The sequence below is a fragment of the Paraburkholderia franconis genome (assembly GCF_009362735.1).
Lineage (GTDB): Bacteria > Pseudomonadota > Gammaproteobacteria > Burkholderiales > Burkholderiaceae > Paraburkholderia > Paraburkholderia franconis.
In genome coordinates, this window is record NZ_WHNP01000071.1 from 18,635 (window position 1) to 31,362 (window position 12,728).

The following is a 12,728-nucleotide window of genomic DNA, read 5'->3' on the forward strand; positions in this document are numbered from 1 at the left end:
GGTCGTGGCTCTTTTCGCGGTCGATCATCGGCTGAGCCGTTCCAGCCACAGCGTTTCGGAATAGGTGGCGGGCAGCTGCGATACCGCATGCGGCTTGTCGCGGATGTCATGGCCGTCGATGTCATATTGCACGAGCGCCGCATTGCCACCTGAAAAGTGCGTGTTATCGAGTACAGCGTCGGCGCGACGGTAAAAGGCGAGCGTCGTGTGCGTGCCGTTATGAAGCAGCGCGGGGTTCGTGTCCGGCCATGGTTGATCGGGCAAGGACGCGAGCGGCACTGGCGACGATCCGCTTTTAAACGGATCCCATTGCCAGGCGTCGATGCCGCCCGGTTCGGTGAACCGGGGCACGGTCATGACGACCAATGCGTCCGTGTCGCCAACCTGGTCGTCGGTGGCGAACTTCGTCGTGTCAGGCTTGAACAGCGGTGGCAGAAGCGCCACGTCTCCTGCACTCCAGCGTCCGTTGGAAAGGCCAATCGGGATGACGGCGATGCGTTCTCCATTGCTGGCGGGCTGGAAGGCAAGCAGAGATGCTGTGTCCCTTTCCCGGCTGCGCACCGTGAGCAGGCGCAGATCGAACCGGAAACGCGGATCGTCCAATATCTTGATCTGCCGGACATGGTCGGTGTCGTCTTCACCGACCATCCACAGCTCGGCATGCTTGTCCGGCGTCTGCACCGCGAGCAGTATCTTCTGCTGCGCTTTTGCTCCATATTCGAACGCGATGTACTGCTGCGTGCGGCTGGGTGGTATCTGGTTCTGAAACCATAGCGTCGGTGCCTGAAAATCGTGGCCCGTGCTACGCAACAGCCAGAACGCCGAGCCGCCTTCGCGCGGCGTGATGACCATCAGGTCCGTGCGGCCATCGCCGTCGAAATCGCCGAGCAGAAACCGGGCGCCGTCGAAGCACAGTGTGTTGGTGCTGCAGGTCGGCGTGGTCGCGCGACTGTCGAACGGAACCGCGTTGGCGTACCAGCGTACGGGCGCGCTTTCACCCTGCAACGCCTGGACATAGACGTCGAAGCCAGGGCCGTCGCCACGCCGCTGCACATAGACGGCCGATGACACGTGACGCCCCGTGACGTCTCCATACATGGCGCCCGCAAGCCGCAGGTCAGTGGCTGATGTCGGCTGCATCGTCGACCACCGGTACCGTGCCGTCAGCGAGGCGCAGCCGCGAATATTCAGCTCCCCGTTTTCTTCCCCGAGGCAGCGCCGTGAAGGCGTGAAGACGAGACCGAAGTCCCACGGCGTCCACCGTTGTGACGGCTCCCACTCTGCGCATGGCGTTTCGACGAGCGTACCGTCGCGCTCCGCAACACACTGCCCCGTCGCCGCTGAAACGAGCGCGGCATTGTGCTCGTTGCCCGGATAAGCGGTTCTGGGTTCCCATCTCCATTGCTGCTCGATTGAGCCGTTACACGGCAAGAGCGCAGGCTCGCGCCCGCTGCCTGCCGAGGCGAGACACCGGCTCGACGCAGCATTGAAGAGCACCGTTGACGTGCCGACAAAATCCGGCCTCACACGTGCCGTCGAGTCACTATGCCCATACTGGCGCTGGATCCAGTCACCATTCCACTCGTATTCGCCGAACAGTTGCGCCACATCGCCGCCGTCGACAGCGAAATAGGTCGCAGCCACATCGCGCTTGCGTTGCGCCTCCTCTGCAGGCAGGTTGACCGGCCAGTTTCCGATCGGATAGGTGACGAAGTATGAGATCGGCACAGCGTGCGCAAGGGACTGCGCGACGTGGCGGGTCAGGCGTGCGGCGTAGATATGATCCGGGTGTTCGATGAACGGGACCGTATCGGGATTGAGCGTGAAGATGCGCGTCGCGCCTTCGAGGATCGATCGCAGCGTCGCGGAAAGCGAGTCGCGTGCGTAGTGGCCGGGCGCGCCTTCGCCATGTCCCATCGGATAGGTGGTCAGCGTCGCGCCCTGATCCCACAGCAGCGCAAGCGGCACGCGCCCGCCCCGTACGGCACCGCCCGGCAGACGCAGTTCGAGCAGCCGCACGCGTGGCTGCTGTTTCAGCCGGAGCTCGAATACCGGCTCGCCGGCAATATGGATGGTCGCCTCATCCCAGTCATTGCTGACGCCCGCCAGACGCGCATACGCGAGACGCGTTCCCTCCTCGCGTTTCAGCACATAGTCGAATTTCGCGCCGTTCGCACCGCCGATCAGATGGACGACGGTGACACACCAGCCCGCCCGCAACCGCTCACTGATCGCCGGTTCGACAAAGAGCAGATCATCATCGAGGTGAGCGACGACAGTCACGGCAGTCCCCGCGCTGCAATCAGGCACGGCAGCCTGGGAGTTCAACGGAACCAAGAGAAACTGAATGATGAAAGAAAATAGAAAGCGAAAGTGGCACAAACATCGATGATCGAAACGGTCATTGGAGTGCATGCATTCGTTCCCGCTGTCTTGTCGTTGACAGATCCGTTGACTGGCCATCCGGCCGCCATGCCACGATACCCTTATTCCTGTCCTGCGCGAGAAGCCATGACAACCCGTAGCCGCGACATCTTCGCATGGCCACGCATGCTAATATACCCCTCTATACTATATTGGCATCGAAATGACTCACACCATTCGCGAGAAACAGAAATTGCTCAACCGCATTCGCCGCATCAAGGGGCAGGTTGAAGCCATCGAGCGCGCGCTCGAGGAGGAGCGTGACTGTATGGACGTGTTGCAGCAGCTCACGAGTTGCCGGGGAGCGATGAATGGGTTGCTCGCCGTGGTACTCGAAGACCATATACGAACCCATCTCGCCGATGCGGAACCCGCGGGCGAGCACGGCAGTGCGACTGAACAGATGATCGAAGTAGTCCATAGCTACTTCAGGTAAGAGTCCAGGTATGAGTGACTTCAAGGACGCTGCTTTCGGAGCAGGACACGACCATATTTTCCTGGGCGCAGCTCACGAAGAGAACGAGCGCAGGACCTGGACGGTGATCGCGCTTTGTAGTGCAATGATGGTGGTTGAGATTGTCGGCGGTAGCCTTTTTGGTTCCCTGGCCCTCGTCGCCGACGGACTGCACATGTCGACGCACGCCGGCGCGATGCTGATTGCCGCTCTGGCTTACACCTACGCGCGCCGGCACGCGACCGATTCACGCTTCGTCTTCGGTACCGGCAAGCTGGGTGACCTCGCGGGCTTCACGAGTGCCATTGTGCTGGCGATGATCGCGCTGCTGATCGGATACGAAGCTGTGGCGCGTTTCTTTTCACCGGAATCCATCCAGTTCAATCATGCAATCCCGATCGCTGTTGTTGGCCTCCTGGTCAACCTGGCAAGCGTCTGGTTGCTGGGCGGCGACCACCATGGCCATCGTCATGGACATAGTCACGAGCATGGACACAGGCACCACGGCAAAGATGCTCAAGTGGATGACGCCAGGCGGATCCGTGTGACCGACGGTGCGTTTGCCGTGTCCATCTTCGAAGACGGCGTAGCGCCGGTGTTCCGCATCACCCCAGAGACAGCGACTTCAAAACTGACCCCGGACGCGGTATCTGTCACGACGATTCGATCCGACGGCACGCATCAGGCCTTTTCGTTTGCCGAGCGGGGGGATTACCTTGAATCGAAAGAACACATTCCCAAGCCGCACGCATTCAGGGCCATCGTCCGCGTGTCCGATGGCGAGCACCAGATCGAATTCGAGGAGCACGAGCACGACAACGCAGTCGCTGCTGCGACCCGCGACCACAACATCCGGTCGGCGTACATCCACGTCATCGCAGACGCAGCGGTTTCTGTAATGGCCATTATTGGCCTCCTGCTGGCCCGCGCACTGGGCTGGCTCTGGATGGACCCGCTTGCGGGTGTTCTCGGCGCATTCGTGATTGCAAACTGGTCATGGGGCCTGATACGCGATACAGGAGCCATTCTGCTCGACATGAATCCGGACCGGCGCATGGCTGAGAACGTTCGCCACGCAATCGAGAGCAATGGTGACAGGGTGCTCGACCTTCATGTGTGGCGCCTCGGTCCGGGGCACATGAGTGCTGTCGTATCCTTAGCGACGAATGAGACGCAACGCACTCCAAGCTTCTATCATGCAGCGCTGAAGCGGTTCAAGGGCCTGTCACATGTCACCGTCGAGGTCAACGTCAGCCAGATTGTGACCTGAGCGATGACAGTCATTGCGCCCTCGATGTGTGCTCCTTCGATGGCAAGGCCGGGGCGCTGCGCCGACGGCCCTCGGGCGTCTGATGTGCCGTGATTGTGGACGCCAATGTGAGGAACTGACAAGCGGCGGGTTCGGCCCGGTCACGGATGACAACAGCGCCAACCGACCCGGGCCGGTCACGGGCGGCTGGTGGCTGACGCGCTCCCCAGCAGTCGGCCACCCAGCTTCTGGGCCGTTCGATGACACTCTCGCCCGCGGTCGCCGACTATTTTGTGATGGAGTGCCTTCAGTTCACGATCATGCGCGCACCCGGTGCAGTATGCGCGAGAACGGCTGCGGCAGACAGCACGCCAAGGATGGCGACCGCTTCGATCCTCAGGATGGACTGGAATCTGTTCGCGGCGCTGCCTGAGGCATCGCGCGTTGGCGACCGACATCACACCAGGGAGCGCGAACAAGGCGGCGCCCCGCCCTGCCGACGACACAATCTTCCGCAAATTGAAAGACGGCAAGGAAGAACCTCCAGTGAATGGGCGGGGTCGCCCAAAGAGTGCCCGCCTGTTACAACAGAACCGCTCACGCGGAAGGCATGGCTACGAAGCTGGCGCGGCGCCGTTTGAATCAATGTCGCATCACTGGCGACCATCGGCGGCCGTGCGCTCAACACCCCAGCTGCCGGTCAGCGTCTGGGGCGCTCCATTGACGACAACCTGATTGCGCCAGGCACCGGCTGCCACGTTGCCCACGAAGCGACCGTTGAATTGCGCTCCGCTCGACACGGCGCCGTTGGTGGCCGGCGTGCCGTCGCTGGCCACCACGCCACCGATAGTGAACGTTGCATCGATGACCTGCGACTGGGCCTGCCCCCGTCACCGTACCGTCCGGCGAAACGGTTACCCGCACAAAGCCGTGGTCGTCATTCCCCTCGTACTTGCCATTGAATACCCCGCAGCTGCCCAGGGCCGCAGCATGAGCGGCGCTCGTCATCGCAACCACAATCACTGCACCAAACATCCCTTTCTTCAACGACGCAATCTCTCCATATAGATGGCGCCACCGAAATGGCTGCGCCCCTAACAGAGTTAATCGGATCGATCAGCGAGAAATTCAGGGGCCAGACGTATTTTTTTTCGCTCACCATTTGTCCAGAAATGAAGGGGTAGATAGCGACAACTAGGCACCCCTTCATTTGGGCAAGGCGTCGCCGCATGGATGAATGTCCGCAAATGAAGGGTATGAAAGCTCCAACTTTCATGCCCTTCACGCGTCCAAACAGGGGCATTTCTCCGGCGCACCGCGTGAGAGACCCGTTCGCGAAGGCTTGCAGCCACCGGCCAGGTACAAAATGGGAGCAGATCGCTAGGAGGAACGGCCGCTATTTTGTGGCGCTGTGGGCGGTCTGCTCCTCCGGCTTTTCTGGTCATGACTCGCACTGACTTGACCGAACACCCAGTCAGGCGTATCGTGTTAATAAATTCGTTAAAGGATGCGTTAATATGGCTATTCGTGCACAGGACGTCGTGCCGATCAGCGAAGCGCGCGCCCGTCTGACAGAACTCGCAGACGACGTGGTCGCCGGCGCTGAGAAGGTATTGACGAAAAACGGCTCGGCATTCGTCGCGCTCGTCGATGCGAAGAAACTCGACTACTACCACGAGCTCGAGCGCAGCGAGCGTCACCGGCTCCTGATGTTGTCCGACGCTGAAAGGGGTCTTCAGGACGTCGTTGCGGGTCGCGTTACATCCGCTGATGATTTTCGAAAATCACTCAAGGAGCGCGCTGAAAAGCGACGGACTCATACCGAGAAATGATCATCGTCGAGATCGCAGACAAATTTAAAGAAGCCCTCGATGCGGTCGAAGAATTCATGCTGGTCCAGGACGTACTGTCCGCACCGCGTCGAGCCAACAAACTCGAAGAAGAAATCGTCGATCTCATCAGTCTTCTCGAAAGACACCCCCATGTCGGCCGCCCAGCCGACTTCCTTTCAGTAACCTCCACCGCCGCGAAAGACTGGCTCGAAAGGGTCTTGCAACTGGCCGTATCGGTTGGGCTGACCGAATTTCGCGAGTTCGTGCTTGCGCCCTATGTGGTGCTTTACGCGTGTTCTGAATCGCGAGTGGTCGTACTGTCGATCCGGCATGAGCGCGAAGCAGGATACGGGACGGACGACCGCTGATCTTCGCGCCCATACAAACTGGTCGGCCAGGAGCCACCGCGCAGGGGCCCGCGCGGCCCCTTTGTCGTGTGTGCAGGCGCCGGCGTCGTGGCGGTCGTGGCCGGAGCTGGTCTTTCGATCTGGTTCGCGATCAAAATCGTGGACGCAAATGTATTGGTCTCATGCAAGAAGCCGGCGATCGCTATTCTTGCCATTCGATTACCTTTAGTGGGTGAATGTCGAACGGCCGTTACGACGTCCAATGGTCACGACAAGTGTGATATCTCGCAATCACCCGGAACATTCGAAATCACGGGGGCCGCAAGTAGTGCGCGGAGAGTATTCTCGTACTGACTAACGATCGCAGAGTTGAGGCCGAGCGCTGGGCGGCGTCTTCCTTGATACCGGGTCGCTCGCGCCTCCCAGGCCGGGCAACAACCGTGGAGACGTTGTCCGTTCTCCGCATTGCCGAGCGCCTCGATGGCATCGACAAGGTCCGTCAGGTCTTCGATTTCATCGAGCGCGAAGATGGCCGTGTCGAGGTTGTCGACGGACGCTTCCAAATTTTGCCCGCGCTCGCCGGATTGCCTGCTCGCGGACATGTTGTCGAAAGCTTCCTGTTCGTCGTCACGGACGGCTTCCAGTTCGCTCCGGATACTATCGGCTTCCGCCTTCAGTTCTTCGACCTTGACTTTCAGCGCTTCGAGGCGTTGCCTCTGCGCATGGATGATCTTTCGCCGCCTGTCGTTCATGTCAGGTCACCACACGATAGCGGGGCGGGCTGTCCAGTCACGCGCGGGGTGATGAAACCCCGCTTGCCCAAGGATCTCCATGATGGTTTCGAGCGTGTCGTCGAAGCTTACCGTCACTACGCGCCTGATCATCAAGTCTTCACTTTCATCTCTGGATTGCCTCTGCTGTTTGCACCGAAACGGCCCTTTATCGCTACACCGTGGAAGGTCGGAACCGACCAGTTCGCCTTTTATCGAGCTACCTCGTCCGACGAAGGACAGGCAGCCGCGTGTGAATCTTGTGGTTGCGGAAACTGCAGGCTGCACTTACCCGATGATCTCGCCGCTCCACCGGTCACGGTTGCGCCAGAATGGACACAGCGGACAGGCTTCGCCTTCGGGATAGTCGATGCCTTCCTCATGCGGACACCCGATGATGCGATCGACGGTTGCCACCGATCGGGCACCCTGCTGTTCAATGAACCGGACGACCGCTTCGATGGTTGCCGGATCGGTCCTCGCATCGGAAGTTTCACAGAACCATCGCTCAACAGGATCGGCATCCGCACCGTCGTGCGCGACGATGCCAACCGACACCTTTGTCGCCCGCATGTCGTCGGGCCCATAGAAGGCAACGGTGGCGACCGGGTAGCCACAAAAACCCCTGCGCGCTTTTTTCGCAAGCCTGTCGCGGTACCACTGGGCCTTCAATGTCATCCTCGCCTCCGTGCCTGTGCCCGGCTCATCCGTGCGACAACGGCGTCAGCGATGATCCCGGGTCCCCGATCGTCGTCCTCACCGGTGCTGCACTTTCCGCGTCGCCATGTACACCTCGAACAGCGGCGCATGCAGCCGGCTGAACTCCTGGCGCAGGATGATCAGTTCGTGCTGGTCGCCTTCATGCTCCCGGCGCAGGATTTCCCCCAGCAGGGCCACCGCGCGCGAGGCCGCCTGGTCGCGCTGCACCCGCGCCTCACCCAGCCGGCCCGCCAGCGCAGGCTTCACGAATACCAGCCACGCGGCAAACCAGGCGTAATCGTCGACTGCACCGGTGCCGGGAAACTCCGCATCGAAGCGCCGGCGCAGCGCGTCGAGCGAGGCGTCACCCAGTACGGGCAGCAATACCGCGAACCGTGCAGGCGCCAGCCACGCCAGCTCCGCGAGCAGGGGCCAGCGGCATCCAGCCCGTCCGTCCGGTAGCGCGCCTCGGTCATCCACGCAAGCGGTGCCGGGATGCGCCACCATGATTCGATGCGCTCGACGGCAGTACACGCGGCCGCTGCGTCTCCCGCGAGCAGCCACAGAGGCGCAGCATGGTTCAGGGCATGATCGCCCGCGTCGGCGCCGCGAAACGGCAGTGACGCGGCCCGCCGGGCGAGCGTCCGCCAGCTCGGGGCAAGCCAGGACTGAACCGTCTGCGCAGGCAGCACCCGCCTTGCCGCGGGCACCACCTCGCCCTCCAGATGACGGCAGGCCACGGCCAGTGAAGCGTGATCGGCAAAGGGTGCCGTCGATGCGTGTTCGAGTTCGCCAACCAGCGCGGTCAGCGCAGGCAACGCACCATCGTCCGGGTAGTCGCCCGCCAGCCGTTCGAGGGCCGTGCGCGCGGCCGCCGCCTCACGCCGCTGCAGCGGCGCCAGCACGTCGTTGCCCAACATCACGTCGTGGCTGTCGGCGAAGATATCGAGCTGCTGCATGGTCGGCTGTATCGTCATCGCGCTCAGAAAAGCTGCTCTTCAAGAGCGGCCAGATTAGCCCACTTCACGGTGCTGCGGAAGGTGCGGCCCTCCTCATCCACCGACTCGATGATCACGCGCACGGTCCGCTCGCCGTAGCGCATCAGCGCACCGATCGGCGGGCAGGCCGGGACCTTGGATCGCCTGCGCGGGCGGGGGCTACCTGCCATCGGTCTTGCTCCGCTTGCGGCGCACCGCCGTCTTGCTGGCGGGCGCGGACGCGGCGCGCGCCGCACCTGCGGGACGTGCGGGGCGTGTCGCCACGGGACGTACCGGGGTGGTACCGGCAGGCGCGCCCTTGGTACGGCCAGACCGGGCCGGCCGGGCCTCGCGCATGTCCGCCCCGCGCCGGGCGGCCAGCTGCTGCTGCAGCGTCACGTTCGTGGCCTGCACCGCATCGAGCCGCCCCTGCAGCACACCCGCCTGATGGCGGGCATCCCCGAGCTGCGCCTGCAGCGTCTCGACCGCGCGGCGATGCTCCGCGTCGCGCCGGTCGGCGCGCCGGTTCGCCTCGTCGAGTTCCTTGTGCAGCTTCGCAGCGGCGCCCCGTTCGCGGTCGATCTCGATCAGCGCGCGCTTCTCCGCAGCACGCAGACGCTCCTCCGTACGTTCGGCGGTCTCGCGCAGTTTCTCCAGATCCCGCGAAAACCCCTCCCGCACCTTCTCCAGCTCACGGTCGCGTGCCGCCGCCTCGGCCTTCAGCCGCGTGATGTCGGCTTCCATCGCCTGCCGCGCCGCGTGCCCTTCCGCCTGGGCCTTCTCCAGTTCGCGGACCTCGACCTGGGCGGCCAGCAGCGCCGCGGTGCGCTGCTCGAGCGCGGTTTCGGTGCGGCCCAGTTCGTCGCGTGCGGCCGCGACGCGCCGGTCTGCCTCGGCCCGATGGTCTTCCACCTCCGCCCGCAATGACGCGAGCTCCGCCTGCGCCGAGGCCGTGGCCCGCGTCCACAGCGTCGCGACCAGCTCCCCGGCCGCGTCACGCAGATCGGTGGGCAGGTCCGGGTGCTCGATGCGCACGCGGCTCTTCTCGCGCAGCTCCGTCCAGAACTCGCCGAGCACCGCCGCGGGGGTGCCCATGCTGCCGCGCCTGACGAGCTGGTACAGGCGGTTCGCGGTGGGCGTCTGCCCGAAACGGAAGAACAGCAGCGCGCACACCTCGCGGTACAGCTCACGGGTTTTCGGGCAGGCGGCCTTCAGGCGGTCGATCTCGGCCGCGAGGCGGGCCTCGTCTGAAAGAACGTCGGTCATCGGACGGGAAACCGGGAATTGATGGTTAATAGTACAACGTAAAACGATAATAATTTGACGATATTTTTCTGCTACACGACATTACGACCATAATGTCGGGATAATTGACGTAGAATAATGATGCGTCCATCGACGTTGGTCCAAGGTATCCGTCCCCATTTTTAAGGGAATCCTGTTCCCGGCTCCCTAGACTTGGAACAACGTCTGCGCCCTCTGGAGCCGCCTGATGCCGTCCGCCCTTCCCTCTGTCTCGCCCGTGGAGACGCTGGTTTTGCCTGTCACCCTGGATGGCCGCGACGGCAGCAACCGCGCCGGCGGCGCGCACTGCCAGCTGGCCGCCCGCCACGACCTCGACGCGGTGCGCGCGTGGCTGGCCAACTACGCGACCAGGAAAACGACCTTCGACAGCTACCGCAAGGAAGCCGAACGGCTGCTGCTGTGGAGCGTCGTGCAGCTAGGCAAGCCGCTGTCGTCGCTCACGCACGAGGATCTGCTGGCGTACCGGGCGTTTCTCGCCGACCCGCATCCAGCGTCCCGCTGGATTTCGACCGGCGGCGGCAAGTATCCGCGGGCGACGCGCGCTGGCGCCCGTTCAACGGGCCGCTGTCGGTCGCCAGCCAGCGGCAGGCGCTGGTCATCCTGAACACGATGTTCATCTGGCTGGTCGACGCGGGCTACCTGCGCGGCAACCCGATGGCGCTGCTGCGCCAGCGCACGACGCGGCCGGCGCCGCGCGTCACGCGCTATCTGTCCGCGTCGCTGTGGGACGACGTCAAGGCGTTCGTCGCGCAGCTGCCGCAGGCGACGGAAACGCAGCGAGCCTGGGCTGTGCGCAGCCGGTGGCTGATGACCCTCTTCTACCTGCAGGGGCTGCGCATTTCCGAAGTGGCCGACGGCCAGATGGGCGACTTCTTCCGGCGTATCAGCGCCGACGGCCAGGAACAGTGGTGGCTGCAGACGCTCGGCAAGGGCGGCAAGCTGCGTACGGTGCCCGTGTCCGGTGAGCTGTTACAGGAACTGCGCCGCTACCGGCTCGCGCACGGCCTGAGCGCCCTGCCCGCGCGCGACGACGACCTGCCGCTGCTGCTGCCGTTCCGGGGGCCGCCACGCGCGCTGTCCCGGTCCGCGGTGCACGACGCGATCAAGGCGATCTTTGCTGGCGCCGCGGACTGGCTCCGGTCGCGCGGGCCGGCCTTCGCCGATCGCGCCGATGAACTCGGACGCGCGTCTGCGCACTGGCTGCGGCACACGGCGGGCTCCCACCAGGCCGACGGCGGCATCGACCTGCGCACCGTGCGCGACAATCTCGGTCACGCATCGCTGAACACGACGAGCCTCTACCTCCACGCGGAAGACGACGCCCGTCACGCCGCAACGGTCAAGCGTCACCGGATGAACTGGGCGCGGGCGACGGAACGCGAGACGCCCGACGACCGCAATCCGCCTGACAGGTAGACCGGCGGCGCCGTCGGGTCTATTTGCGACGCCGATGTCTTGCCTGCCGTCCACGCCCTGTGCCGGACCTGTCCGCCGCCACCAGGACACGGCACGTTTTGCGGAGGACTTCGCAACGGGCAATTTCGGCCACCCAGTCCTTAAAACGGGATGCGCTGCCGGCGGGAAGAGCTGACGACGGTGCGCGACAACCTGCACCGTGCCTCAATCGCGACGGTTGCAATGCAGAGAGATGAAGTCAAAGGGCTTGCCAGATGGATCGGGCTTTCACCGCACGGTAGCCCGCTGGATTCCCCGGGCAGTTGTCGCAGTTCGACCCTCAACAGCCAACTCCAAAGTCCTTCGGACGTCCCTCTTCGTGACACGTGATCGACCGTGCGAGCGTCTCGCGGCCACCAAATCCCCATCTAACCGCCAACGGCTCCTGTACACCGAAGAACTTCCCTCGGGGTAGGGCGCATAATATTCAAATGGCCCCGTAGCAAGGGAAATGCTGTTATGCACTGCGCAAACTGCGGATACGACAACCTCGACGGAGCCAAATTCTGCGAAGTGTGTGGAGCAATTCTGCCGCGCGCGTGTCCTCGCTGTGGGCACGAAGCGACGCCTTCCGCCAGATTCTGCAATGAGTGTGGCGCCCCCCTGACCGAGGCGCCTGCCGCGTCATCTCCGCGTCCGCGGCCTGTTCCAGGACCATCCCCAGCGCCGGTTCATTACACGCCACACCATCTTGCCCAGCGCATCCTCGCCGAGCAGGCGGCCATGGAAGCGAGAGGCGAGACGGCCGGTGAACGCAAGACCGTTACGGCGCTATTCGCCGACATGGCCGGTTCCACCGCGTTGATCCACGACCTAGACCCGGAAGAGGCCCATCGGCTGATCGAGCCTGTCATCGCGCTGATGATGGAGGCCGTGCACTACTACGAGGGCTACGTGGCCAAATTGCTGGGCGACGGCATCCTCGCTCTGTTCGGCGCGCCCATCGCGCACGAAGACCATCCGCAGCGTGCGCTCTTCGCGGCGCTGCGCATGCAGCAGGCGATGCGCCGCCACGGCGATCGCATTCGCCTGGAGAAAGCCATTCCGCTGCAAATCCGCGTTGGCGTCCACACCGGGGAGGTCGTGGTGCGCTCGATCCGCACGGACGACTTGCACACCGACTACGATCCGGTCGGACACACGATTCACATTGCGTCCAGGATGGAAGGGATCGCCACGCCCTCGTCAATCCTCGTGAGCGAGGCGACCCACAAGC

At 63.4% G+C, this 12,728-nt stretch carries 14 protein-coding genes and 1 pseudogene; 6 read left to right on the plus strand and 9 right to left on the minus strand.

Annotated elements, in window-relative coordinates:
- Positions 1-24: 24 nt before the first annotated feature.
- The gene (locus GCT13_RS38750; protein WP_152767235.1) at positions 25-2,415 is read right to left on the minus strand and encodes a PIG-L family deacetylase; all 2,391 of its coding nucleotides are present in this window, start codon (positions 2,413-2,415) and stop codon (positions 25-27) included.
- A gap of 172 nt (positions 2,416-2,587) precedes the next feature.
- On the opposite strand from GCT13_RS38750, the gene GCT13_RS38755 reads away from it, so the two are divergent.
- Complete coding sequence (locus GCT13_RS38755) at positions 2,588-2,860, plus strand: metal/formaldehyde-sensitive transcriptional repressor (RefSeq protein ID WP_152767236.1); 273 nt, start codon at positions 2,588-2,590, stop codon at positions 2,858-2,860.
- A gap of 10 nt (positions 2,861-2,870) precedes the next feature.
- Positions 2,871-4,148, plus strand: a complete 1,278-nt coding sequence (gene dmeF / locus GCT13_RS38760; protein ID WP_152767237.1) for a CDF family Co(II)/Ni(II) efflux transporter DmeF — start codon at positions 2,871-2,873, stop codon at positions 4,146-4,148.
- Between the two features lie 632 nt (positions 4,149-4,780).
- Here dmeF and GCT13_RS38765 read toward each other — a convergent pair.
- Positions 4,781-4,963, minus strand: coding sequence for a hypothetical protein (locus tag GCT13_RS38765; RefSeq protein WP_152767238.1), 183 nt, complete (start codon positions 4,961-4,963; stop codon positions 4,781-4,783).
- A gap of 681 nt (positions 4,964-5,644) precedes the next feature.
- Here GCT13_RS38765 and GCT13_RS38770 point away from each other — a divergent pair.
- Both GCT13_RS38770 and GCT13_RS38775 read left to right on the plus strand, forming a co-directional pair.
- Positions 5,645-5,959 (plus strand): type II toxin-antitoxin system prevent-host-death family antitoxin, encoded by a 315-nt coding sequence (locus tag GCT13_RS38770; protein ID WP_152767239.1) that lies wholly within the window; start codon positions 5,645-5,647, stop codon positions 5,957-5,959.
- Positions 5,956-6,327 carry a type II toxin-antitoxin system RelE/ParE family toxin gene (locus tag GCT13_RS38775; RefSeq protein WP_152767240.1) on the plus strand — a complete coding sequence of 124 codons (372 nt, stop codon included), beginning with the start codon at positions 5,956-5,958 and terminating at the stop codon, positions 6,325-6,327. The genes GCT13_RS38770 and GCT13_RS38775 overlap by 4 nt, the downstream gene beginning before the upstream one ends.
- Positions 6,328-6,572: 245 nt before the next feature.
- Here the strand turns inward: GCT13_RS38775 and GCT13_RS48775 are convergent, their stop codons facing one another.
- The 7 genes from GCT13_RS48775 to GCT13_RS38805 all read right to left on the minus strand — a co-directional run bounded on the left by GCT13_RS48775 (position 6,573) and on the right by GCT13_RS38805 (position 10,018).
- A complete protein-coding gene (locus GCT13_RS48775; RefSeq protein WP_193727879.1) occupies positions 6,573-7,058 on the minus strand; it encodes a hypothetical protein in 486 nt (161 codons plus the stop codon).
- A 6-nt stretch (positions 7,059-7,064) separates the two neighbouring features.
- A complete protein-coding gene (locus tag GCT13_RS50690) occupies positions 7,065-7,190 on the minus strand; it encodes a CBS domain-containing protein (RefSeq protein WP_265335329.1) in 126 nt (41 codons plus the stop codon).
- A gap of 174 nt (positions 7,191-7,364) precedes the next feature.
- Positions 7,365-7,754 carry a hypothetical protein gene (locus tag GCT13_RS38790; protein WP_087740033.1) on the minus strand — a complete coding sequence of 130 codons (390 nt, stop codon included), beginning with the start codon at positions 7,752-7,754 and terminating at the stop codon, positions 7,365-7,367.
- A 78-nt stretch (positions 7,755-7,832) separates the two neighbouring features.
- Positions 7,833-8,042, minus strand: coding sequence for a hypothetical protein (locus GCT13_RS49930; protein ID WP_227747233.1), 210 nt, complete (start codon positions 8,040-8,042; stop codon positions 7,833-7,835).
- Complete coding sequence (locus tag GCT13_RS38795) at positions 8,039-8,734, minus strand: hypothetical protein (RefSeq protein WP_227747234.1); 696 nt, start codon at positions 8,732-8,734, stop codon at positions 8,039-8,041. The genes GCT13_RS49930 and GCT13_RS38795 overlap by 4 nt, the downstream gene beginning before the upstream one ends.
- Before the next feature lie 23 nt (positions 8,735-8,757).
- Positions 8,758-8,943, minus strand: coding sequence for a hypothetical protein (locus GCT13_RS38800; protein ID WP_152767241.1), 186 nt, complete (start codon positions 8,941-8,943; stop codon positions 8,758-8,760).
- Complete coding sequence (locus GCT13_RS38805; protein WP_152767242.1) at positions 8,933-10,018, minus strand: DNA-binding protein; 1,086 nt, start codon at positions 10,016-10,018, stop codon at positions 8,933-8,935. The genes GCT13_RS38800 and GCT13_RS38805 overlap by 11 nt, the downstream gene beginning before the upstream one ends.
- Before the next feature lie 226 nt (positions 10,019-10,244).
- On the opposite strand from GCT13_RS38805, the pseudogene GCT13_RS38810 reads away from it, so the two are divergent.
- Both GCT13_RS38810 and GCT13_RS38815 read left to right on the plus strand, forming a co-directional pair.
- A pseudogene (locus GCT13_RS38810) lies at positions 10,245-11,473 on the plus strand (tyrosine-type recombinase/integrase).
- A 498-nt stretch (positions 11,474-11,971) separates the two neighbouring features.
- The coding region (locus GCT13_RS38815) for an adenylate/guanylate cyclase domain-containing protein (protein WP_152767243.1) at positions 11,972-12,728 on the plus strand (757 nt) is incomplete at its 3' end.